General features: G+C 65.4%; 21 protein-coding genes and 1 riboswitch. Of the genes, 11 read left to right on the forward strand and 10 right to left on the reverse strand.

The features are described 5' to 3' along the window. Positions 1 to 37 precede the first annotated feature (37 nt). Positions 38 to 913: a 3-hydroxybutyryl-CoA dehydrogenase gene (locus G4Z14_RS12285; protein ID WP_164626149.1), complete on the reverse strand. Its 876-nt coding sequence runs from the start codon at positions 911 to 913 to the stop codon at positions 38 to 40. Between the two features lie 156 nt (positions 914 to 1069). On the opposite strand from G4Z14_RS12285, the gene G4Z14_RS12290 reads away from it, so the two are divergent. The 5 genes from G4Z14_RS12290 (at position 1070) to G4Z14_RS12310 (ending at position 5395) form a co-directional block, all read left to right on the forward strand. Next, the gene (locus G4Z14_RS12290) at positions 1070 to 1897 is read left to right on the forward strand and encodes a DUF6473 family protein (RefSeq protein ID WP_164626151.1); all 828 of its coding nucleotides are present in this window, start codon (positions 1070 to 1072) and stop codon (positions 1895 to 1897) included. A gap of 142 nt (positions 1898 to 2039) precedes the next feature. Next, complete coding sequence (locus G4Z14_RS12295) at positions 2040 to 3290, forward strand: flavin-containing monooxygenase (protein ID WP_164626152.1); 1251 nt, start codon at positions 2040 to 2042, stop codon at positions 3288 to 3290. 64 nt (positions 3291 to 3354) lie between these two features. Further along, the gene (locus tag G4Z14_RS12300; protein WP_164626154.1) at positions 3355 to 3771 is read left to right on the forward strand and encodes a RidA family protein; all 417 of its coding nucleotides are present in this window, start codon (positions 3355 to 3357) and stop codon (positions 3769 to 3771) included. A 4-nt stretch (positions 3772 to 3775) separates the two neighbouring features. Next, complete coding sequence (locus G4Z14_RS12305) at positions 3776 to 4450, forward strand: DUF1028 domain-containing protein (RefSeq protein ID WP_164626156.1); 675 nt, start codon at positions 3776 to 3778, stop codon at positions 4448 to 4450. A 6-nt stretch (positions 4451 to 4456) separates the two neighbouring features. Beyond that, positions 4457 to 5395: a LysR family transcriptional regulator gene (locus tag G4Z14_RS12310; protein WP_164626158.1), complete on the forward strand. Its 939-nt coding sequence runs from the start codon at positions 4457 to 4459 to the stop codon at positions 5393 to 5395. Between the two features lie 58 nt (positions 5396 to 5453). Here G4Z14_RS12310 and G4Z14_RS12315 read toward each other — a convergent pair whose 3' ends face one another. The 4 genes from G4Z14_RS12315 to G4Z14_RS12330 all read right to left on the reverse strand — a co-directional run bounded on the left by G4Z14_RS12315 (position 5454) and on the right by G4Z14_RS12330 (position 8072). Next, positions 5454 to 6365, reverse strand: a complete 912-nt coding sequence (locus G4Z14_RS12315) for an electron transfer flavoprotein subunit alpha/FixB family protein (protein ID WP_164626160.1) — start codon at positions 6363 to 6365, stop codon at positions 5454 to 5456. Then, positions 6365 to 7126 carry an electron transfer flavoprotein subunit beta/FixA family protein gene (locus tag G4Z14_RS12320; RefSeq protein WP_164626162.1) on the reverse strand — a complete coding sequence of 254 codons (762 nt, stop codon included), beginning with the start codon at positions 7124 to 7126 and terminating at the stop codon, positions 6365 to 6367. Before G4Z14_RS12320 ends, G4Z14_RS12315 begins: the two co-directional genes overlap by 1 nt. 164 nt (positions 7127 to 7290) lie before the next feature. Next, complete coding sequence (locus tag G4Z14_RS12325; RefSeq protein WP_164626164.1) at positions 7291 to 7863, reverse strand: cob(I)yrinic acid a,c-diamide adenosyltransferase; 573 nt, start codon at positions 7861 to 7863, stop codon at positions 7291 to 7293. Beyond that, positions 7863 to 8072: a twin transmembrane helix small protein gene (locus G4Z14_RS12330; protein ID WP_164626476.1), complete on the reverse strand. Its 210-nt coding sequence runs from the start codon at positions 8070 to 8072 to the stop codon at positions 7863 to 7865. The genes G4Z14_RS12325 and G4Z14_RS12330 overlap by 1 nt, the downstream gene beginning before the upstream one ends. A gap of 265 nt (positions 8073 to 8337) precedes the next feature. Between G4Z14_RS12330 and G4Z14_RS12335 the strand changes: the two genes are divergently transcribed. The 5 genes from G4Z14_RS12335 to G4Z14_RS12355 all read left to right on the forward strand — a co-directional run bounded on the left by G4Z14_RS12335 (position 8338) and on the right by G4Z14_RS12355 (position 15740). Continuing rightward, positions 8338 to 12168, forward strand: coding sequence for a non-ribosomal peptide synthetase (locus G4Z14_RS12335; protein ID WP_164626166.1), 3831 nt, complete (start codon positions 8338 to 8340; stop codon positions 12166 to 12168). A 70-nt stretch (positions 12169 to 12238) separates the two neighbouring features. Next, entirely contained in the window at positions 12239 to 12847 is a 609-nt protein-coding gene (locus G4Z14_RS12340; protein WP_164626168.1) for a glutathione S-transferase family protein, read from the forward strand. A 194-nt stretch (positions 12848 to 13041) separates the two neighbouring features. Then, complete coding sequence (gene petA, locus G4Z14_RS12345) at positions 13042 to 13602, forward strand: ubiquinol-cytochrome c reductase iron-sulfur subunit (RefSeq protein WP_164626170.1); 561 nt, start codon at positions 13042 to 13044, stop codon at positions 13600 to 13602. A 12-nt stretch (positions 13603 to 13614) separates the two neighbouring features. Then, the gene (petB, locus tag G4Z14_RS12350) at positions 13615 to 14928 is read left to right on the forward strand and encodes a cytochrome b (RefSeq protein WP_164626172.1); all 1314 of its coding nucleotides are present in this window, start codon (positions 13615 to 13617) and stop codon (positions 14926 to 14928) included. 23 nt (positions 14929 to 14951) lie between these two features. Further along, positions 14952 to 15740, forward strand: a complete 789-nt coding sequence (locus G4Z14_RS12355) for a cytochrome c1 (RefSeq protein ID WP_164626174.1) — start codon at positions 14952 to 14954, stop codon at positions 15738 to 15740. 47 nt (positions 15741 to 15787) lie between these two features. On the opposite strand, the gene G4Z14_RS12360 is transcribed toward G4Z14_RS12355, so the two are convergent. From G4Z14_RS12360 to G4Z14_RS12375, 4 genes are all read right to left on the reverse strand, one after another. Beyond that, positions 15788 to 16480 carry a thiamine ABC transporter ATP-binding protein gene (locus G4Z14_RS12360; RefSeq protein ID WP_164626176.1) on the reverse strand — a complete coding sequence of 231 codons (693 nt, stop codon included), beginning with the start codon at positions 16478 to 16480 and terminating at the stop codon, positions 15788 to 15790. Further along, positions 16467 to 18005: a thiamine/thiamine pyrophosphate ABC transporter permease ThiP gene (locus G4Z14_RS12365; protein ID WP_164626178.1), complete on the reverse strand. Its 1539-nt coding sequence runs from the start codon at positions 18003 to 18005 to the stop codon at positions 16467 to 16469. The genes G4Z14_RS12360 and G4Z14_RS12365 overlap by 14 nt, the downstream gene beginning before the upstream one ends. Next, positions 17981 to 18964 carry a thiamine ABC transporter substrate binding subunit gene (gene thiB, locus G4Z14_RS12370; RefSeq protein WP_164626180.1) on the reverse strand — a complete coding sequence of 328 codons (984 nt, stop codon included), beginning with the start codon at positions 18962 to 18964 and terminating at the stop codon, positions 17981 to 17983. The genes G4Z14_RS12365 and thiB overlap by 25 nt, the downstream gene beginning before the upstream one ends. A 36-nt stretch (positions 18965 to 19000) precedes the next feature. Then, positions 19001 to 19101: riboswitch (TPP riboswitch) on the reverse strand. Between the two features lie 36 nt (positions 19102 to 19137). Next, entirely contained in the window at positions 19138 to 19476 is a 339-nt protein-coding gene (locus tag G4Z14_RS12375) for an Hpt domain-containing protein (protein WP_164626182.1), read from the reverse strand. A 170-nt stretch (positions 19477 to 19646) separates the two neighbouring features. On the opposite strand from G4Z14_RS12375, the gene G4Z14_RS12380 reads away from it, so the two are divergent. Then, positions 19647 to 20900, forward strand: coding sequence for a PP2C family protein-serine/threonine phosphatase (locus G4Z14_RS12380; RefSeq protein WP_407703832.1), 1254 nt, complete (start codon positions 19647 to 19649; stop codon positions 20898 to 20900). On the opposite strand, the gene G4Z14_RS12385 is transcribed toward G4Z14_RS12380, so the two are convergent. After that, positions 20885 to 21340: an NUDIX domain-containing protein gene (locus G4Z14_RS12385; RefSeq protein WP_164626184.1), complete on the reverse strand. Its 456-nt coding sequence runs from the start codon at positions 21338 to 21340 to the stop codon at positions 20885 to 20887. The genes G4Z14_RS12380 and G4Z14_RS12385 overlap by 16 nt on opposite strands. Positions 21341 to 21383: the final 43 nt, after the last annotated feature.

Genomic DNA, 21383 nt, shown 5'->3' on the forward strand with positions numbered 1-21383 from the left:
CGACGTCTTGCAGACGCTGGTCGGCCTGCCCTCTGGCTCAGCGGGTCGGAACCGGAACTTCGCCGCGATAATCGTAGAAGCCGCGCTGGGTCTTGCGGCCAAGCCAGCCCGCCTCGACATATTTGGTCAGCAGCGGGCAGGGCCGGTATTTGGTGTCGGCCAGCCCTTCGTGCAGCACGTTCATGATGGCAAGACAGGTGTCGAGCCCGATGAAATCGGCCAGTTCCAGCGGCCCCATCGGGTGATTGGCCCCAAGCTTCAGCGCCTGGTCGATGGAGCGCACATTGCCGACGCCTTCATAAAGCGCATAGACCGCCTCGTTGATCATCGGGATCAGGATGCGGTTGACGATGAAGGCGGGGTAATCCTCGGCGCTGGCGGCGGTCTTGCCCAGCTTGCCCACGACGGCCAGCAAGGTGTCATAGGTGTCGGTATTGGTGGCAATGCCGCGGATCAGCTCCACCAGTTGCATCACCGGCACCGGGTTCATGAAGTGAAAGCCCATGAACCGTTCCGGCCGGTCGGTCCTTGACGCCAGCCGGGTGATCGAAATCGACGAGGTGTTGGAAGTCAGGATCGTCTGCGCCCCGAGATGCGGTGCGAGCGTCTCGAAGATCTGGTTCTTGATCGGCTCGCGTTCGGTCGCGGCCTCGATGATCAGGTCGCAGGGGCCAAGCTCGGGCAGGGCAAGCGTGGTCTTGATGCGCCCCATCGCGCCGGCGCGGTCCTCTTCGGAGATCTTCCCGCGCGAGGCCTGGCGTTCCAGATTCTTGTCGATGGTGGCGACGGCCTTTTTCAGCCCGTCCTCGGAAATGTCGTTCAAGAGAACGTCATAGCCTGAAAGCGCAAAGACATGGGCGATCCCGTTGCCCATCTGGCCCGCGCCCACAATCCCGACCGACCGGATATCCATGCTGCCCCCTTGGTTTTCTCTGCCCAACATAGGCCGGGCGCGCAGGCGGGGGCAAGGGCAGCAAAACTCATGGGAATTCGAGCAAATGCAAACATTAGCGGCTTGGTAAGGGGAATCGGGCACTCTGGCTTTGGGTGTGAAATCTATGGGTGTGTGATGGCCTATGCCTTTCCGGGCGCGGGGGCGCTCGACTATTCGCCGTGCAGCTATGCTGCATCGGGGCTGACCTTTCGCGGCCCGAGGGCCGATCTGAGGGAGCCTTTCATCAGTTGCATCGGGGGGACGGAGACCTATGGCAAGTTCATCCCGACGCCCTATCCCGACATTCTGGAGGAAATGCTGGAAGTGCAGGTGGCCAATCTGGGCTGCGTGAATGCGGGGCCGGAGGTTTTCGTGCAGGAGCGCGCCCTGATGCAGGCGCTGTCCGGCGGCCTGGCCTGCGTGGTGCAGATCACCGGGGCGCAGAACCTGTCGAACCGCTATTACTCGGTGCATCCGCGCCGCAATGACCGTTTCACCGGGCCGACGCCCCTGCTTCGGTCGCTGTTCCGGCAGGTGGATTTCACCGAGTTCAGCTTTACCCGCCACCTGATGCACGTCTTGCAAACCCATTCGGCGGATCGGTTCGAAGTGCTGGTCGAGGAATTGCGGGCGGCCTGGGTGGCGCGGATGAAGGATCTGCTGGGGCAGATCAGGTGCCCGACAGTGCTGCTCTGGCTGGCCGATGCCGCCCCCCCCGCGCCCGGCAGGCGGGCCGATCTGGCCCGCGATCCCATGCTGGTCGATGCCGAAATGGTCGCGGCGATCCGGCCCTTGGCCACGGCCTATGTCGAAATGCTGCCCAGTCCGCAGGCACGGGCCAAAGGGGCGGAAGGCATGGCCTTTGGCCCGCTTGAGGCCCATGCGGCCGCCAGCCTGCCCGGTCCCGTCGTGCATTACGATCTGGCCAAGCGGCTGGTGCCGGTGCTGCGGCAGTTGATCTGACGAGGGCATCCGCCATGCGAACATCCTTGAGGCAGAGGCATTGGTTAGTCTTAAACTAATCAATGCCTCTGGATTTCTTTCTTTTAACTTGCTAAGTTTTCCCGCATCCCTGCCCGCCAGAACGGCGCGAAAGGAAACTCGGATGGGACGGGAAATGATCGATACGCTGGTGGTGGGGGCCGGTCAGGCCGGGGTCGCGATGAGCGAGCATCTGGGCCGCGCGGGTGTGCCGCATCTGGTTCTGGAACGTGCGCGCATCGCCGAGCGGTGGCGCTCGGAGCGCTGGGATTCGCTGGTCGCCAACGGCCCGGCCTGGCACGACCGCTTTCCGGGGCTGGAGTTCGAAGGCTTCGGCCCGGACGAGTTCGTGCCGAAGGACAAGGTCGCCGAGTATTTCGAGGCTTATGCGAAGAAATTTGACGCGCCGATCCGCTGCGGGGTGGAAGTGAAGAAGGTCACCCGGCGCGAGGGCGGGCCGGGCTTCATCGTCGAAACCTCCGATGGTGTGATCGAGGCCAATCGGGTGGTGTCGGCCACCGGGCCGTTCCAGAAGCCGGTGATCCCGCCGGTCGCCCCCAGGGACGCGGGTCTCTACCAGATCCATTCTGCCGGCTACCACAACCCGGAACAACTGCCCGACGGCGCGGTTCTGGTCGTTGGTGCCGGGTCGTCCGGTGTGCAGATCGCCGATGAGCTGAACCGCGCAGGCCGCAAGGTCTACCTCTCGGTTGGCGCCCATGACCGCCCGCCGCGCGCCTATCGCGGCCGGGATTTCGTCTGGTGGCTGGGGGTGCTGGGCCTTTGGGATCTGGAGGCGATGGCGCCGGGCACCGAACATGTGACGATTGCGGTCAGCGGTGCCTATGGTGGAAAGACCATTGATTTCCGTGAGTTGGCACATCAAGGCATCACGCTCGTCGGCCTGACCGAAGCCTTCGGCAACGGCAAGGCGCATTTTGCCAACACCCTGAACGACAACATCCGCCGCGGCGATGAGAACCTCATGGGTCTTCTCGATGCCGCCGACGCCTGGGTAATGCGCAACGGCGCCGACCTGCCGGAAGAACCCGCGGCGCGGCGCGTTCTGGCGGACCCCGACTGCATGAAGAACCCGGTCCTTGAACTGGATCTGGCGGCGGCGGGTGTCACCGCGATCATCTGGGCCACGGGCTATGCCACGGACTTCAGCTGGCTGCCGTCCGGCGCACTGGATGCCAAGGGCAAGCCCCGGCACCAACGCGGCGTTTCGGCCGAGCCGGGGGTGTATTTCGTCGGCCTGCCCTGGCTGTCGCGCCGGGGGTCCACCTTCATCTGGGGGGTCTGGCACGATGCCCGCCATGTGGCCGACCATATCGCCACCCAGCGCAAGTATCTGGAGTATCGCAAGGGCTGAGGCCCGTTGCCTTTGCCTGCCCACGCGGGCAGGCTTCCCCGAACAGGACGAACAGGAGACGACCATGGCGCATTACCGCCACCGCAAGTTCAACACCAAGGACACCTATCCCGAACAGAAGCTCGACAACGATCTCTGTCAGGCCGTCGTCACTGCAGGCGGGCGCACGATCTATCTGCGTGGCCAGTGCCCGCAAAATCTGGATGATGCCAAGGACATCGGCAGCCACGATCCGGTGGAGCAGACCCACAAGGTCATGCAGAACATCCGCCAGCTGATCGAGGAATGCGGCGGCAAGATGGAGCATCTGGTCAAGGTCGTGGTCTACATCACAGACGTGCGCCATCGCGAGGCGGTTTACCGCACCATGGGCGAATACCTGAAAGGCGTGCATCCGGTTTCAACCGGGCTTGTGGTCAATGCGCTGGCCCGGCCGAACTGGCTGGTGGAAATCGACGGCACCGCCGTCATTCCGGATTGATCCCATGACCTTCTCGCTTGTCGCCCGCTGCGCGGAAACCGGCATGTTCGGAGTGGCGATTTCCTCCTCCTCCCCTGCCGTGGCGGCGCGCTGCGCCTATGCGCGCGCCGGAGTGGGGGCGGTGGCGAGCCAGAATATCACCGATCCCCGGCTTGGGCCGATGGGGTTGGACCTGATGCAAAAGGGTCTTTCGGCGGCGGAAACCATTGCGGAAATCCGCAAGCAGGGCACATTCATCGACTATCGGCAGGTTCTGGTGGTCGATGCCAGAGGGGGTACGGCGATCCATTCCGGCCCGAAGGCGCTTGGCATCTGGTCCGAGGCGCAGGGGCCGGATGTGGCCTCGGGCGGCAACCTGCTGGCCGATCCGGCTGTGCCGCAGGCGATTGTCGATGGCTTCCGGGCCGCCAAAGGCCATCTCGGCGACCGTCTCATCGCCGCGATGCGGGCCGGCGTGGCTGCGGGGGGCGAAGCCGGCCCGGTGCATTCCGCCGGGATGCGGCTTGTCGATGCCGTCGACTGGCCGGTGGCGGACCTGCGGGTCGACTGGTCTGACGACGATCCGATCGAGGCGCTTGCCCGGCTGTGGGATATCTACAAGCCGCAGCTTGGGGCCTATGTCCAGCGCGCGCTCGACCCGCGCGAGGCGCCGTCCTACGGCGTGCCGGGCGACGAATGACGCGCGATGCCGCTGCGTTTCACCCTTCGGCAGCTGGAATACTTCGTCGCGGTCGGCGAAACGGGGTCCATCGCGCTGGCCTCGGAAAAGCTGCATGTTTCGTCACCGACTATTTCGGCGGCGATTGCGCAGCTTGAGGCCGAATTCGGCCTGCAACTCTTTGTACGGCAGCATGCGCGCGGGTTGGCGCTGACGCAGGCGGGGCGGCAGTTGCGGGCCAAGGCCGGTCAGGTTCTGGCCGAGGCCGAAGCGATGAACCGGCTGGTGGGCGAGATTGCGGGCAATGTCCGGGGCAGCCTTGCGATCGGCTGCCTGTTGACCTTTGCGCAGATCCTTGTGCCGCAGCTGCGCCGGGGGTTCGAAGATGCCCATCCGATGGTGCAGATTCGCCAGTACGAGATGCACCAGCAGCAGATCTTCGATGCCCTGCGCGCGGGCGAGATCGACGTGGCGCTGACCTATGATCTTGCGATCCCGGACGATCTGGTCTTTGTCCCGCTCGTCAGTTTGCCGCCCTATGTGCTGTTCCCCGAGGACCACCCGCTCGCCGATCAGCCGCAGGTGACGGCCGAGATGTTGCAGGATCACCCGATGGTGCTTCTCGACCTGCCGCTGAGTTCAGATTACTTCCTGTCCTTCTTCCGCCTGTCAGGGCTGAAGCCGCTGATTGCCGAGCGCACGCGCGACATGGCGGTGATGCGCAGCCTTGTGGCGAACGGCTATGGCTATTCCATCGCCAATATCCGCCCCTTGAACGATCTGGCCCCGGATGGCCGCAGGCTGCGCTATGTGCCGATGGTCGGGCCGGTCAAGCCGATGATGCTGGGGATCGTGATGGCCAAGGCGGCGGATTCGGTGCTGACGGTTTCGGCCTTTGTCGACCATTGCCGCGCGGCGGTGACCGATGCGAGCGTGCCGGGGCTGACGATGCCTGCGCCAAAATGAAAAGGGGCGCCCCGAAAGGCGCCCCCATATAGCCGTGCGGGTTTTCAACCCACCTTGCTTACAGCTTGCCGGTCATTTCCGGCACAGCGGCAAACAGGTCCGCGACAAGGCCATAGTCCGCGACCTGGAAGATCGGGGCTTCTTCGTCCTTGTTGATGGCGACGATGATCTTGCTGTCCTTCATCCCGGCAAGGTGCTGGATGGCGCCCGAGATGCCGATGGCGACGTAAAGCTGCGGCGCCACGACCTTGCCGGTCTGGCCGACCTGCCAGTCGTTCGGGGCATAGCCACTGTCGACCGCCGCGCGCGAGGCGCCGACGGCGGCGCCCAGCTTGTCGGCCAGCTTTTCGATCAGGTCGAAGGACTCTTTCGAACCGACGCCACGGCCACCCGAGACCACAACCTTGGCCGAGGTCAGTTCCGGACGGTCCGAAGCCGCCACGCGGTCCTCAACCCAGGTCGACAGATCCGACGACTTGGCAGCAACCGCTTCAACGCCGGCCGAGCCACCATTGCCAGCCGCAGCGAAGGCCGCGGTGCGCACGGTGAAGACCTTTTTCGCGTCGCCCGATTTCACGGTCTGAATCGCGTTGCCGGCATAGATCGGCCGCTCGAAGGTGTCGGCATCGACCACGGCGGTCACGTCCGACAGCACCATCACGTCCAGCAGCGCGGCGACGCGCGGCAGCACGTTCTTGGAAAACGCGGTCGCGGGCGCGGCGATGTGGCTGTAGCCACCGGCCAGACCGACGATCAGGTCGGCGAGCGATTCGGCAAGGCCATGGCCCGCGTCCTCGGCGTGCAGCACCTTGGCGGCACCTTCCAGCTTGGCAGCTTCAGCGGCGGCCGAAGCCGGGCCGGCGACCAGCAGGTGAACCTCGCCCAGGCCTTTGACAGCGGTCAGCGCCTTGGCCACCGCATCGGTTGCCAGCTGCGCGCCATTCACATCGGCAAGAAGAAGAACGGCCATCAGATCACCCCCGCTTCGTCTTTGAGTTTCGCAATCAGTTCCTCGACCGAGGCCACCTTGACGCCGGCCTTGCGGCCCGCCGGTTCGGTGGTCTTCACGACCGTCAGGCGCGGCGCGACATCCACGCCGTAATCGGCGGGGGTCTTGATCGCCAGCGGCTTGGCCTTGGCCTTCATGATGTTCGGCAGCGAGGCATAGCGCGGCTCGTTCAGACGCAGGTCGACCGTGACGATGGTCGGCATCTTGACCGAGATGGTCTGCAAGCCGCCGTCCACTTCGCGGGTCACGACGGCCTTGTCGCCGTCGATGGCCAGTTCGGAAACGAAGGTGGCCTGCGACCAGCCCAGAAGCGCCGACAGCATCTGGCCGGTGGCGTTCATGTCATTGTCGATCGCCTGCTTGCCGGCCAGCACCAGACCGGGGGCCTCTTCCTTGATGACGCCGGCCAGAAGTTTGGCAACGGCCAGCGGCTCGATGTCGGTATGCACGTCGGCGGTGGCCTCGATCAGAATCGCGCGGTCAGCACCCATGGCCAAGGCGGTGCGCAGGGTTTCCTGCGCCTGCTTCACGCCGATCGACACCACGACCACTTCGGTCGCGACGCCCTTTTCCTTCAGCCGGATCGCCTCTTCGACGGCAATCTCGTCGAACGGGTTCATCGACATCTTCACGTTCGCAAGATCAACCCCGCTGCCATCCGCCTTGACGCGAACTTTCACGTTATAGTCGATCACACGTTTGACAGGCACCAAGACCTTCATCGGCAGAATCTCCCAACAGCGGCCCCGAAGGGCCAATCCAAGCTCTCGCAGGCCTCATACCGATTCCCGGCGCGGGGTAACAGTGCAAATACGACAGGTGAGGGCGGCGAGACGCCGCGTTTGAACAAATCTCGACATGTGTGTCGAGTTTGTCGCGCGAATCGTCAGCGCGTCAGGCCGGGCACCCACAAGACGTCGTCCGCGCCGTTGTTGTTGGCGATGCGTCCGGCGACAAAAAACCAGTCGGACAGCCGGTTGAGGTATCTGACGGCTTCGGTGTTGACCTCTTCCGCGCCGGCGAGTTCCACCACCAGCCGCTCGGCCCGACGGCAAACGGTGCGGCACAGGTGCAATTGCGCGGCCAAGGCGCTGCCGCCCGGCAGGATGAAGCTGCGCAAGGGCGTGAGCCCGGCGTTCATCGCGTCGATTTCCCGCTCCAGCCGGTCCACCTGCGCGGCGATCATGCGAAGGGGGGTATAGGGCAGCGTGCGGTCCAAATGCATGTCGGGGGTGCAAAGATCGGCCCCGAGATCGAAAAGGTCGTTCGAAATGCGGGCAAGGGCGACATCCATCTCGCCCGTCGCATGCAGGCGGGCCAGCCCGACGGTCGCGTTCGTCTCGTCCACCGTTCCATAGGCCGACACGCGCGGCGAATGCTTGGCCACCCGTGTCCCGTTGCCCAAGGCGGTCTCGCCGGCATCTCCGGTTCTGGTGTAGATCTTCGACAGAACGACCATCAGTTGCCCCCCTGACTGCGCAGATAGGCGAAGCTCACGATCAGCACCACCGCCACGAACTGCGCGCCCAGCCGCCAGCGCATGATGCGGTTGGCGTGCTTGCGGTTGAACTCCCCGCCCTTGGCGAAGCTGCCGATGCCGAGCATCAGGATCACCAGTACGACAAGGCTGGCGATGGCGGCGACAATGAAAAGTGGATCATTCAACATGTCTGGCACCTCTTTGCGTTTCATCTAGCGCGGGGTTTGAGAAAAGCGAAGCCTCGATCTATAGTGGCCGAATTGTACCGGGTCTAGAAAACGCCAGTTTCACGCCACAGGATGGGCCTCGAAAGCTGAAACAGCCAGCGAGGCCATTTGAAAATGGGATCATTGTTTCGGCGGGTGGGAATTGGCCGAAGAAGACACGCAACCTCGAGGGTCAGTGACGATACAGGCAAAGCAAGCAACGCCGGGCTCCGGTCTGGCGACGGCCATGCAGCAGGGCTTGCTTCTGGAAAGCAGCCATGCCGGTCGCCCTTGGGCAAATCTTGAACAGATCATTGTCGAGGGACCGAGGGCCGCGTTCGATCCCGCTCGGTTAAGCGCGGCCTGGCTCACGCTTGCGGCGCGTCACGATGCGCTGCGCATGCAGTTTGAACAGGATGGGCAGGGCCATATCCTGCAACGGGTGCGCCCTGAACCAGAGCTGACCTTTGCAGTGGCCAAAGGCGGGCCGGCCGATCTGGAGGCGTTTCTGGCCGCCGACCGCCTCGCCGGGGTTGATCCGGAAGCCGGTCCGGGATGGCGTGTGACCCTCTTGGCCGGGCCGCCCCGTTCGGTCATGGTCTGGACCATCCACCACGCGCTGATCGATGGCACCTCGATGGCGATCGTGCTGGAAGAGCTGGGCCAGATCCTGCAAGGCCAGGACACCGGTCCCGTCCCGCCACTGCACTTTGCCGAATATTCCACGATCCTGTCGCGCCAGGACAAGACGGCGGCAAAGGTCTTTTTCGCCGGGATGTTTGGCGACCGGACCGCCGCGCCGGGCTTCGTTCCGGTCAGCGTCGCGCAACCCGGTCGCATGGCGGTTCTGACGCAGGCCTTGCCGCGCGGTGAAAGCGATGCCTTGCGGGCTGCGGTCCGCGCTGCCGGAGCCACCACCCTGAACGCGGTTCAGGGAGCCTGGGCGCTGGTGCTGTCGCGTTGGACCGGGCAGCCGGAAGCCTGCTTTGGTCTGGTTGATTCCGGTCGAAGGGTCATCGACGGGCTGGACGGGACGGTGGGGTGCCTGATCTCGACCTTGCCGATGCGGTTGCCGATTGACGGGACCCAGACGGTCGCCGGTTTCCTGTCGTCCCTGCGCAAGCTGACCGTCGAAATGCGGCAGCATGCCCATGCCAGTTCCACCGAGGTTCGGCGCTGGGTCGGATTGCCGGGCGGCGCCGTGCTGTTCGACACGATCGTGATGCATGCCCATGCCTCGCTGGACCGGCGGATGCGGCAGGTGGGTGGGGTCTGGGCCGATTGGTCGGTGCGGCTGGTCGAAGAAGGCACCGCCGCCGCGACTTTGGCCGTGACCGACGATCCCGAAATCCAGATCCTGCTGGAACATGATCCGTCGCGGATCGGGCATGACCGGGCGCGGGCGCTGCTGGCGCAGGTCGCGCGGCTTCTGGCCGGCATGGCCTCTGCAGCGGGGCAGGACCGCCTTGGCGAGTTGGAGATGATTTCCGCGCAGGAGCGGGCAGAGCTGCTTGCCCTGGGCGAGCCGCAGTCGACCTTGCCGGAGACCCAGTCCTGCGTTGCCCGCCGCTTCGAGGCGGTGGCGCTGGCCCGGCCCGACGCCACAGCGATCATCGAGGCGGAAACAGGGCTTGTATTCAGCTTTCGTGACCTTGACCGATGCGCGAATGCGCTGGCGCTGCGGCTGCAAGAGGCGGGCGTTGCGCCCGGCGACGTGGTAGGCATCCGCCTGTCGCGCGGGGCGGCCCATATCGCGGCCCTGTTCGCCACGCTCAAGCTGGGGGCGGCCTTCCTGCCGCTTGATCCCGATTTGCCGGAGGTCTGGCTTTCGGGGCTGGTGCACCGCGCCGGGGCCAAGGCGGTGGTCGGCCTTGACGGGCGCTCGCTGGGGGCGCCGGTGGAACTGGTTGCCGACCCCGCCGAACGGGCGGAACATCCGCCCGCCCGGCCCCCGGTTCAGGCAGACCGCATGGCCTATGTGCTGTTCACCTCGGGCTCGACCGGGGAACCCAAGGCGGTGCGGGGGGTGACAGGGGCGCTGTCGGCCCATGCCTCTGCGACCATCGCGGCCTTTGGGCTTGGCCCTGCGGACCGGGTGATGCAGTTCGCCGGCCTTGGCTTTGACGTTGCGCTGGAGGAAATCTTCCCGACGCTGCTGGCCGGCGCGACCGTCGTGGTGCGGAACGAGGCCGCCGCCGGATCGGTTCGGGCCTGTCTGGACCTGATGCAGCAGCACGGCGTCACGGTGGCGAACCTGCCGGCCAGCTTCTGGCATGTCCTGGTGGATGACCTGGCCGCGACGGGCCAGCGCCTGCCGGGGGCCTTGCGCCTGATGGTGACGGGAAGCGAGCGCATCCGTCCGCAATCGCTGCGCCGGTGGCGCGTGATCGCACCGGATGTCGACTGGATCAACGGCTATGGCCCGACCGAAACGACCATCACCGCGACGGCCCTTGTCTTGCCGAAAGGTGCCGCGCTGCCGCCTGACATGGCCGAAGTGCCGATCGGGCGCCCGCTGGCCCATGCGCGTGCCATCCTGCGGGCGCCTGATGGCAGCCTCACCCCCCGGGGCGGTCGGGGCGTGCTGTGGATCGGCGGGCCGGCCGTGACAGGGGGCTATCTGGGCGATGCGCCCCGCACCGAGGCGGTGTTTCAGCCCGATCCGTACCATCCGGGCGGGCGTCTTTATTGCACTGGCGATCAGGCGCGGTGGCGAAATGATGGCACGCTTGATTTTCTGGGGCGTGGCGACCGGCAGGTCAAGCTGCGCGGGCACCGGATCGACCTGCATCAGGTCGAGCAGCTGTTGGCCGGTCTGGACGGGGTCAGGCAGGCCCATGTTGCCCTGTCGGCGGTCGGCGGCACGGATCGCCTGCTTGGCTGGGTCGTGACCGACCCCGGTGTCGAGCTGCGCAGCCTTGTGCGTCAGGCCAATCGACGCCTGCCGCGCGTCATGGTGCCCCGGCTGATCGCCGTCGATCGGTTCCCGGTCGGTGCCAATGGCAAGATCGACACCCGCGCGCTGCCGATGCCTCCGGCCGAGGCGCCACCGACCAAAGCCCCAGCAGATGACGCCCTGACACGCAGGATCGCGGCCTGCATGGCCGAAGTGCTGGAGCGCGATGCCGTGTCCTCAGACGCAAGCTTCAGTGATCTTGGCGGGGATTCCCTGCTCGCCCTGCGGCTGGTCAGCCTGATCGAACAGCGCACCGGCCATGTGCTGCAAACCTCGGACCTGCACAACAATGGCAGTGCCGCCGCGCTGGCGCAGATGTTGCAGGGCGGGTCGTCGAAGCCGCATTACATCATTCCGATCCAGCCGGGGGGCACCCGACCGGCGTTCTTTGCCGTCCATGTGCTGGGGCGCAATGAAGACCTGTTCCGCCCGCTTGCTGCCGCCCTTGGCCCGGATCAGCCGGTTTATGGCCTGTCGGTCGGTATTCCGCGCAACCTCGACGACATCAATGTCGAACGTACCGCCCGGCTTTACTTCGAAGAAATCCAGACTTTCTACCCCGAAGGCCCGGTCGGGCTTGGCGCGGTGTCGATGGCGGCCTATTTCGCCTTTGAACTGGCCCAGCTCTTGCGCGCGGCGGGGCGCGAGGTGCGGGTCCTGGCGGTGCTGGATGCCATGGGTCCCGACGGCCGGCCCGCGCTTTCCGGGACGGCAAAGCTGAAGGCGCATCTCCTGCAGATCCGCCAGCACGGGATTGGGCATTTCGCCCGTGTCCTCAAGAACAAGATCGACCGCTACCGCGAGCGGCGCGAGGCGCTGCACAGCGCGCCCGACCAGATCAACCCCATTAGCCTGATCGCCGCCAATGTCTGCGCGGTCGAGTTCTACCGGCCGCAGCCCTACGATGGCCCGCTTGCGGTCTTTCGCGCCGATCACAGTTTCTGGGACAGCCCCGAGGCGCTGGCGACGGGCCTGGGCTGGGCCTCGGTGGCGCGCGGGGGCTTGCAGCGCTTCGATCTGCCGGGAACCCATCTGTCGATTCTGGAACCCGGCAAGGTCGATGTTCTGGCCGGACACCTGAGCCGCCTGATGTCCGGATCTGCCGACCGGCGCGACAGCTGAGCGCACTGGCTATTGAATCACGGGCATGCGCTGGGCATGGTGGGCGTGCATTCACACCCGCAGGACAGCCATGCTGCTTTACACCTCGCCCACCACGCCCTTTGGCCGCAAGGTCATGGTTCTCATCCGCGAATCGGGATTGCGGGACCGGGTCGAGGAAATCACCGTCTCCGGCAGTCCACTTGATCCGGGCAGCTTGCCGCTGGAGCAGAACCCCTTGGGCAAGATCCCGGCGCTGGTTCCGGCGGGCGGCGGCGCGGCGATCTATGACAGCCGGGTAATCTGCCGCTATCTCGACGATCTCGCGGGGGCCGGGCTTTATCCGCAAGGGGCGGAGCTGTGGCCGGTCCTGACGCTGGAGGCGACGGCGGACGGCATTCTGGAGGCCGCCCTGCTGATGGTCTACGAAGGCCGCCTGCGTCCGGCTGACTTGCGCTATGAACCCTGGGTCGAAGGGCAGTGGCAGAAGATCGCCCGCGCCCTTGACGCGGTCGAGGCGCGCTGGATGGCGGTGCTGAATGGACCTCTGACCATGGCCCATGTCGCCGTCGGGGCGGCACTCGGCTATCTTGATTTCCGTCACGCCGTCCGCGACTGGCGGCAGGGACGACCGCAGCTGGCGGCATGGGAAAAGGTCTTTGCCGAGCGCCCGGCCATGGTCGAAACCCGGCCGGCGTGACGGGGCGGTAGGGCAGCCAGCCGGCTTTGCAAGACCTGCAAGCCACAAAAGCAAAAAACTGCACCCCCTGTGCGCCTTTGACCGCTGGACGCCGCGGGTTTCCTTGTCTAAAACCCGCCCGGCAAGGCTGCGGGGGACCGCGGCCCCGTTGGCATATGGGTCGCATCGCGCGGCCTTGGAAGGGAGAAGATCTCGTGTCCCACGCAGACAATGACGCAGGCACCCGCAGGGATTTCCTGTATTACGCAACCGCCGGAGCCGGCGCTGTTGCGACCGGGGCGGCCGTTTGGCCGCTGGTCAATCAGATGAACCCCTCGGCGGACACCCGCGCGCTGGCGTCGATCTTCGTCGACGTCTCCGGCGTCGACGTGGGCACCCAGCTGACGGTGAAATGGCGCGGCAAGCCGGTGTTCATCCGCCGCCGCTCGCCCGAAGAGATCGAGGCGGCCCGCGCCGTCACGCTGGAAGAATTGATCGACGCTGCGGCCGAAAATGCCAACAAGCCCGGCGCGGATGCGAGCGATGCCAACCGCGCGCTGGATGAAGCCGGTGAATGGCTGGTGATGATCGGCGTCTGCACCCACCTTGGTTGCGTGCCGATCGGCAATGCCTCGGGTGATTTCGGCGGCTGGTTCTGCCCCTGCCACGGCTCGCATTACGACACCTCCGGTCGTATCCGCAAAGGACCGGCCCCGCGCAACCTGGACGTTCCGGTTGCCGTGTTCGACGACGCAACCACCATCAAGCTGGGCTAAGGAGCAAGACAAATGGCCGGTATTCCGCACGACCATTACGAACCCAAGCCGGGCATCGAGACCTGGCTGCACAAGCGTCTGCCGATCGTCGGGCTTGTCTATGACACGCTGATGATCCCGACGCCGAAGAACCTGAACTGGATGTGGATCTGGGGCATCGTGCTGGCGTTCTGCCTGGCGCTGCAGATCGTCACCGGCATCGTTCTGGTGATGCATTACACCCCGCATGTCGACATGGCCTTCGCCTCGGTCGAGCACATCATGCGCGACGTGAACGGTGGGCACATGCTGCGCTACCTGCACGCCAACGGCGCCTCGCTGTTCTTCTTTGCCGTCTACACCCACATCTTCCGCGGCCTCTACTACGGCTCGTACAAGGCGCCGCGCGAAGTGACCTGGATCGTCGGCATGCTGATCTATCTTGCCATGATGGCGACGGCGTTCATGGGCTACGTTCTGCCCTGGGGCCAGATGTCGTTCTGGGGCGCCACGGTGATCACCGGCCTTTTCGGCGCGATCCCCGGCGTTGGCCCGACCATCCAGGAATGGCTTCTGGGCGGGCCGGCGGTGGACAATGCCACGCTGAACCGCTTCTTCTCGCTGCACTACCTGCTGCCCTTCGTGATCGCCGCCCTGGTGGCCGTTCACATCTGGGCCTTCCACACCACCGGCAACAACAACCCGACGGGTGTTGAAGTGCGCCGTGGCTCGAAGGAAGAAGCCGCGAAAGACACCGTGCCGTTCTGGCCCTACTATGTCATCAAGGACCTCTTCGCCCTTGGCATCGTGCTGGTGATCTTCTTTGCCGTGGTCGGCTTCATGCCGAACTACCTTGGCCACCCCGACAACTACCTTGAAGCCAACCCGCTGGCGACGCCGGCGCATATCGTGCCGGAATGGTACTTCCTGCCGTTCTACGCCATCCTGCGCGCCTTCACCGCCGACGTCTGGGTGGTGCAGCTGGTGAACTTCCTGTCCTTCGGCATCGTCGATGCCAAGTTCTTCGGCGTGCTGGCGATGTTCGGTGCGATTGCCGTTCTGGCGATCGTTCCGTGGCTTGACACCTCGTCGGTGCGCTCGGGCAAGTTCCGGCCCAAGTTCAAGGCCTGGTTCTGGCTGCTGGTCATCGACTTCGTGGTGCTGATGTGGGTGGGCGCCATGCCGACCGACGGGATCTACCCCTACATCTCGCTGATCGCGGCGACCTACTGGTTCGCCTATTTCCTCGTGATCCTGCCGCTTCTGGGCGTGCTGGAAAAGCCGCTGCCGATCCCGGCGACGATCGAGGAAGACTTCAAGGCCCACTATCCCGGCGCGGCCGAGTGAGTGACGGAAAGGAACTGACCAAGATGTTTCGCAAAATCGCAATCAGCGCCGTTTCCGCCCTTGCCCTGACCACGGGCGCGGCTTTTGCCGCCGGGGCCGAAGCGGAAACCCACGACGTCGCCTTCAGCTTTGAAGGCCCGTTCGGCGCCTTCGACGAACACCAGCTGCAGCGCGGCCTTCAGGTGTTCACCGAGGTCTGCTCGGGCTGCCACGGCCTGAAATACGTCCCCATCCGCACGCTTGCGGATGAGGGCGGCCCCCACCTGCCGGAAGATCAGGTGCGCGCCTATGCCAAGAACTTCACCGTGATCGACAAAGAGACCGGCGAAGAGCGCGAGGCGCTGGCGTCGGACAACTTCCCGGCCAACACCGGCGCTGGCGCCCCCGACCTGTCGCTGATGGCGAAGGCGCGGGCCGGGTTCCACGGTCCCTATGGCCTTGGCATCAACCAGATGTTCCGGGGCATTGGCGGGCCGGAGCATATCGTCTCGATCCTGACCGGCTACACCGGCGAGGAAAAGACCGAAGCTGGCGAGACCTTCTACGAAAACCACGCCTTCCCCGGCGGCTGGATCAAGATGGCTCCGCCCTTGTCGGATGATCAGGTGACCTTTGCCGATGGCCACCCGTCGAGCCTGCACCACATGGCCGAAGACGTTGCCGCCTTCCTGATGTGGGCAGCCGAGCCGCACATGATGGCACGCAAGCAGACCGGCTTTGTGGCGGTGATCTTCCTCGTCCTCCTGACGTCGCTGCTCTACCTGACGAACAAGCGGCTCTGGGCCGGCGTCAAGGGCAAGAAGCACGTCTGATCCTGCCAGGATCTGACCTTGAAAACCCCCGCCAACGGCGGGGGTTTTCATTTTCCAAGATAGGTTTGCAGAGCCAGGGGCGGGTTGGCGAAAATCTCTGCCGTCGGCCGCGGGGCATCTGCCACCCCATCGGCCACCAGCACGGTGAGCCCGGCGAAGCGCCGCGCGTCGGCGGGGTCATGGGTGACCATCAGCACCGTCGCGCCGGTTTCGGCGGCGGTTTCCGAAACCAGATCCAGCATCTCGGCCTTGAGCGCGGGACCAAGCGCAGCGAAGGGCTCATCCAGCAGAAGCACTGGGCGTGCGCGCAACAAGGCACGGGCCAGCGCCGCCCGGCCGATCTGGCCGCCGGAAAGCTGACCGGGTTTGCGCGCGCCCAACCCGGCGAGACCGACCCGGGTCAGGGTGGCGTCGATCCGGGCATGATCGGCTTCGGTCAGTCGCAGCCGGGGCGAAATTCCAAGGCCCAGATTCTGTGCCAAAGTCAGATGCGGAAACAGGTTCTGATCCTGAAACAGGATCGACAGCGGCCGTTCGCCCGGTGGCATCGGTCCAAGGTCAGCGCCTTGCCACAACATCCGCCCACCGTAGGGCACAAATCCCGCCAAGGCCATGAGAAGCGTGGATTTTCCCGCTCCGGATGGCCCGATCACGGCGACGCGCGCCCCCGCGGGCACCTGCCAGTCGGCGGTCAGGTGAAAATCCTCCTGCCGGATATCCAGCCTGTCAAGCCGCAGCACGGGTCGCCCCCCATCGGTCAAAGGCCCAGAACAGGGCAAAACTTGCGCCAACCAGCACCAGCGATGCTCCGGCGGCCGCTTCCATCCGATAGGCCCCCATCAGGCGCTGGATCAAGAGCGGCAGCGTCTCGGTTCGCGCGCCGGCGAACAGCGCGATAACCCCAAGGTCGCCCATCGACAGGGCTGCCGCAAGGCCTGCGCCAAAACCAAGCGGCCGGGCCAGACGCGGCAGGATGACAAGGCGAAGCCGGGCCGGACCCGAAAGGCCAAGGCTGTCGCAAAGTCGTCCGTAATCGGCCAGCAGGGCGCGGGTCTCGGGCAGCAGCAGGCGGAAGAGATAGGGCAGGGCCATTGCGGCGTTGACCGCCAGCGTGACTGGAAGCGCCAGCATCTCGGGCGACATCTGGGGATGGATAGCAAGAAAAAGCCCGGTCCCCATCACCAGACCCGAAGCGGAAAGCGGCAGCATCGCGGTCAGTTCCAGCCAGCCTTGTCCGCGGGCAACCGCAAGCGCGAGCGTCAGCGCGATGCCGCTGGCCAGCGCCGCTGACAGCACCGCAAGCCCGAAGGATCGCCCGAGCGCCGGCCATAACCCTGCTGGCAGATCTGTCAGGCCGGGCAGCCCACGGAGGAGGATCGCCAGAAGCGGACCCATCAGAAAGGCGATGGCAAGGCCGATTGTCACCCCGTCCGCGCCGCGCCGCCAGCCCTTGGGGGCGGGAATGGCGATGTCACGTCCCAGACCGGGGCCGAAAACCGCCGCTGTGGTCAGCCGGAAGCTGGCCAGCGTTATCGCCGCACAAAGCCCGAATTGCAGCGCGGCCAGCAGGGCGGCGCGACCGAGGTCGAACTCGAAACGCAGGGCCTGGTAGATTGCCAGCTCAAGGGTCGAGGCCTTTGGGCCGCCGCCAAGGGTCAGGGCCACGGCGAAACTGGTCAGGCAGAGGAGAAAGACGGTCGCAAGCGCCCCCGGCAAGAGGCTGCGCAGCATCGGCGCTTCCAGATGGCGAAACTGCGCCACAGGCGGCATCGACAAGGCTTCGGCCAGGCGGAAGCGCTCGGCCGGGATCGCCTGCCAGCCTTGCAGCAGGATGCGGGCCACAAGCGGCAGGTTCAGAAAGACATGGGCCAGCACGACGCCGTGCAGGCCGAAGATCGACAGGGTGGGCAGCCCGAGCGCGCTTATCGCCGCGTTCACCGGGCCCGCGCGTCCAAAAATGGCCAGAAGGCCCAGCACCGCGACCACAACCGGCAAAAGGAACGGCGCCGCCAGCAGCCGGATCAGGGCCAGCCGGCCGGGAAACCGCCTGCGGGCCAGCGCGCGAGCCAGCGGGATGGCGAGAAGGCAGGAGACCAGGGCCGAAAGTGCCGCCTGCAGCAGCGTAAAGCGCAAGGCCGCGCCGTCGGCTGGGCCAAGCGACCAATCGGTCGCGTGGCCTGCCGTCAGCGCGGCGCTGCCAAGGGTCAGCGCGGCAACGGCCAGCCCCAGAAGGGCGGCGCTTATTGCGCCAGCGCGGCTTGCCATTCCGCCACCGCGGCCTCGCGCATTGCGCCGGCCTCGTCCTGCGGCAGAAGCAGCGACGTGCCCGGCTGGATCAGGGTTTCAAACCCCTTGGGCAAGCCCGCCGCCAGCGGGTTCGCCGGGTACATCCAGTTCGTCGTCGGGATCACGCCCTGCGCCTCTTCGGACACCAGATAGGCAAGGAAGGCATCGGCCAGCGCGGGCTGGTCACTGGCCGCCAGCTTTGCCGCGACTTCGATCTGCAGGTAATGGCCCTCGCCAAAGGCCGCAGCCGCCTTGCCGTCATCGCTTTCGGCAATCAGGTGATAGGCGGGCGAGGTGGTGTAGGACAGAACCAGGTCGGCCTCGCCTTCAAGGAACATCCCGTAGGCCTCGGACCAGCCGGGGGTGACGGTGACGATGTTGTCCTTCAGTCCCGTCCAGATTTCGGCCGCGCGGTCGCCATAGGCCGACTTGACCCACATCACCAGACCAAGGCCCGGGGTCGAGGAACGCGGGTCCTGGATGACGATCTTCAGGTCGGAGGCGGCCAGTTCCTCGAAGGATTTCGGCGGGTTGGCCAGGGTCTTGTTGTGGACAAACGCGAACCAGCCCCAGTCGAACGGCAGGAAATTCGCGTCCTCGTAAGGGGTCGGCAACCCGGTCACGGCGGGCTGGCCATGGGGCGCAAAGAGGCCGGTCGCCGCGGCCTGCGCAGTCAGGTTGGTATCAATCCCCACCACCACGTCGGCGGCGCTGGCAGGGCCTTCAAGCTGCACGCGCGCCAGAAGGGCGGCGCCGTCGCCAGCGGTCACGAAGCGCAGATCGCAGGCGCAGGTGGTTTCGAAGCCCTTTTCGATCGCAGGGCCGGGGCCCCATTCCGAGGCGAAGCTGTCATAGGTGTAAACGTCAAGCACGGGCGTCTCGGCCATTGCCATGCTGGCAAGGCAAACAAAACCCGCAGCGAGAGGGATGGTCTTCATGGGTTCCTCCAGTTGCGACGGTCGAGGTCGGGATGGAGGGCTTCCATGCACCTTCCCTCCGCCGGTATGAGCCGGTTCAGGTTCAACGGGTCCGCATTGCTGCATCTCAGCCTTTTCAGGCACCCCGAGGTGCGAAGGAACATAGCGCCACTGCTGCCGGGCGCAAGGGGAGATCAGGCGGCGCGGCTGTCACCCGGCGCAGCGCGGCCGGCAGCCAGGCTGATCTTCGAGCTTTCGTAGGCAGAAGCAATGGCGCCGACGTCGATGCCGGCTTCGCCGGCGGCAGCCCGCCTTTCCCCGTCCTGGCACAGCCGCGCCAGCGTCTGGAACCCCAGATTTAGGGCCGAGCCCTTGAGAAAATGCAATGTGGATTCCAGCGCCCTCGCCGCCTGACAACCTGCAAGCCCCTGCACGGCTTCGTCAGCCTCTTCCAGGAAAAGAGTCACCACCTCAGCGAAATCTTCGTCGCCGATTTCGGTGCGAAGTTCGGCAACCCGGGTCCAGTCGATCATGCGCGCCTCCTGCCACTGGCTGCCGACTTTGCCGGGAACTGCTTAAGAAACCTTTAGCTGTTCCGGGGCCGTGTCTCGAATTTTAGCCTTCACCTTCCCTTAAGCGGTTGGGCGCAGACAGGGGCTGCCGGGTGGGGTTTCCGGTGGTTTCGGGGGTTGGCGTGGGATTGATCGAACAGAAGGCTGGCGCATCGGCGGGCGGGGTTGCGCCGCTGCCCGTGTTGGTGGTCGATGACAGCAAGGCACAGCGCCGGGTACTGGCGCTGCAATTGCAGCGCTGGGGCTATCAGGTGACGGAGGCCGCTTCGGGCGAAGAGGCGCTTGAGGCCTGCCGCGCCGTGCCTTTTGAAATGGTCCTGTCCGACTGGATGATGCCGGGCATGACAGGGCTGGAGTTCTGCCGCAAGTTCAAGGACCTGCCGCGTGAAGGTTATGGCTATTTCGTGCTGCTCACCTCGAAATCGGAAAAGACCGAGGTTGCCGACGGGCTGGAGGTCGGAGCGGACGATTTCCTGTCGAAACCTGTCAGCTTTGACGAACTGCGCGCGCGGCTGCGCGCGGGGGAGCGGATTCTCGGCATGCAGCGGGAACTGGTGCAAAAGAACCGCCTGATCGGCGCCACGCTGGATGAATTGCAAAAACTTTACGATTCGCTCGATCGTGACCTGATCGAGGCGCGCAAGCTGCAAGACGGGCTGATGCGCGACCGGTTCCGCGATTATGGCGGGGGCACGGTGTCCCTTTTGCTGAAGCCCTCGGGCCATGTCGGCGGTGATCTGGTGGGCAGTTTTGCCATCGATTCGCAGCGCGTGGGCGTGTTTTCGGTCGACGTCTCGGGGCATGGCGTGGCCTCGGCCATGATGACGGCTCGTCTGGCGGGGCTTTTGTCCGGTGGCTCGCCCGATCAGAACATTGCCCTGAAAGCCGGTGCGCAGGGCCGGCGCGATGCCTATCCGCCCGCACTGGTGGCCGAACGGCTGAACCGCCTGATGCTGGAGGAATTGCGGGTCGATCAGTATTTCACCCTCGCCTATGCCGAGGTGAACATGGCCACCGGCGCCTTCGCGCTGACGCAGGCCGGCCACCCGCATCCGATGGTTCTGCGCAAGGGCGGGCGGGTCGAGATGCTGGGCGAAGGCGGGTTGCCGATCGGACTTTTTGACGGGGCGATTCACGGCCAGACTCGGGGCCAGCTCCGCGCAGGCGACCGGCTGATTCTGGTTTCAGACGGCCTGACCGAATGTCCCGACCCGGCGGGCACCGAACTTGGCAGCGAGGGGCTGCGCCAACTTCTGGCGCTGAATGCGGGCTTGCCCAGCGCCGATCTGCTGGAGGCGCTGGTCTGGGATCTGGCCCATCACGCCGGGGGCAGCGAGTTTCCCGATGACGTCTCGGCGCTGATCTTCGACTATCGCGGCGCCTGACGCCGCATCAGCACCTGCGCCAGCATTGCCCGGTCGCCCGCATTGCCCAAAAGGCCCAAGGCCTCATATGCCGGCATCCAATGGGCGGAGTGGCCCGGCTCGCCGGGTGGTCCCATGCGCAGCGTCGGGCGGGCGACATAGACGGTGCAAAGCTTTTCCGCCCAGAACCCGTAGTCCGGCATGTAGCAGAACCGCCGGAAGGCGCCGAAGCGCTGCGCCCCGGTGATGTGCCAGCCGGTTTCCTCCATCACCTCGCGGTGCAGGGCGGGCAGGGGATTTTCTCCCGGATCAATGCCGCCGCCCGGCAACTGGAATTCGTCATCGGGTTCGGCCTGATGGGTCAGCAGGATGTCATCGCCCCGCAGAAGAATGGCGTAGACCCCGGGACGGCGGCGATAGGACTGCCCCGGCTTCACCGCCTCGCCATAGCGTCTGATCATGCGTCCCCCCTTGGTCCGGCGGTTGCCCTGACTATATAGGCGC

It is taken from the genome of Tabrizicola oligotrophica, assembly GCF_011008935.1.
In the GTDB taxonomy this organism is placed as follows: Bacteria; Pseudomonadota; Alphaproteobacteria; order Rhodobacterales; family Rhodobacteraceae; genus Tabrizicola_A; species Tabrizicola_A oligotrophica.

Excerpts from the sequence above, each read along its gene's own strand:
- G4Z14_RS12340 (WP_164626168.1), top strand. The coding sequence starts at position 12,239 with ATGCTGCTTTACACCTCGCCCACCACGCCCTTTGGCCGCAAGGTCATG.
- G4Z14_RS12320 (WP_164626162.1), bottom strand. The coding sequence starts at position 7,126 with ATGAAGGTCTTGGTGCCTGTCAAACGTGTGATCGACTATAACGTGAAA.
- G4Z14_RS12385 (WP_164626184.1), bottom strand. The coding sequence starts at position 21,340 with ATGATCAGACGCTATGGCGAGGCGGTGAAGCCGGGGCAGTCCTATCGC.
- G4Z14_RS12305 (WP_164626156.1), top strand. The coding sequence starts at position 3,776 with ATGACCTTCTCGCTTGTCGCCCGCTGCGCGGAAACCGGCATGTTCGGA.
- G4Z14_RS12365 (WP_164626178.1), bottom strand. The coding sequence starts at position 18,005 with ATGGCAAGCCGCGCTGGCGCAATAAGCGCCGCCCTTCTGGGGCTGGCC.
- G4Z14_RS12310 (WP_164626158.1), top strand. The coding sequence starts at position 4,457 with ATGCCGCTGCGTTTCACCCTTCGGCAGCTGGAATACTTCGTCGCGGTC.
- G4Z14_RS12330 (WP_164626476.1), bottom strand. The coding sequence starts at position 8,072 with ATGTTGAATGATCCACTTTTCATTGTCGCCGCCATCGCCAGCCTTGTC.
- G4Z14_RS12290 (WP_164626151.1), top strand. The coding sequence starts at position 1,070 with ATGGCCTATGCCTTTCCGGGCGCGGGGGCGCTCGACTATTCGCCGTGC.
- G4Z14_RS12335 (WP_164626166.1), top strand. The coding sequence starts at position 8,338 with ATGCAGCAGGGCTTGCTTCTGGAAAGCAGCCATGCCGGTCGCCCTTGG.
- G4Z14_RS12375 (WP_164626182.1), bottom strand. The coding sequence starts at position 19,476 with ATGATCGACTGGACCCGGGTTGCCGAACTTCGCACCGAAATCGGCGAC.
- petB (WP_164626172.1), top strand. The coding sequence starts at position 13,615 with ATGGCCGGTATTCCGCACGACCATTACGAACCCAAGCCGGGCATCGAG.
- G4Z14_RS12300 (WP_164626154.1), top strand. The coding sequence starts at position 3,355 with ATGGCGCATTACCGCCACCGCAAGTTCAACACCAAGGACACCTATCCC.
- G4Z14_RS12315 (WP_164626160.1), bottom strand. The coding sequence starts at position 6,365 with ATGGCCGTTCTTCTTCTTGCCGATGTGAATGGCGCGCAGCTGGCAACC.
- G4Z14_RS12325 (WP_164626164.1), bottom strand. The coding sequence starts at position 7,863 with ATGGTCGTTCTGTCGAAGATCTACACCAGAACCGGAGATGCCGGCGAG.
- G4Z14_RS12285 (WP_164626149.1), bottom strand. The coding sequence starts at position 913 with ATGGATATCCGGTCGGTCGGGATTGTGGGCGCGGGCCAGATGGGCAAC.
- thiB (WP_164626180.1), bottom strand. The coding sequence starts at position 18,964 with ATGAAGACCATCCCTCTCGCTGCGGGTTTTGTTTGCCTTGCCAGCATG.
- G4Z14_RS12355 (WP_164626174.1), top strand. The coding sequence starts at position 14,952 with ATGTTTCGCAAAATCGCAATCAGCGCCGTTTCCGCCCTTGCCCTGACC.
- G4Z14_RS12295 (WP_164626152.1), top strand. The coding sequence starts at position 2,040 with ATGGGACGGGAAATGATCGATACGCTGGTGGTGGGGGCCGGTCAGGCC.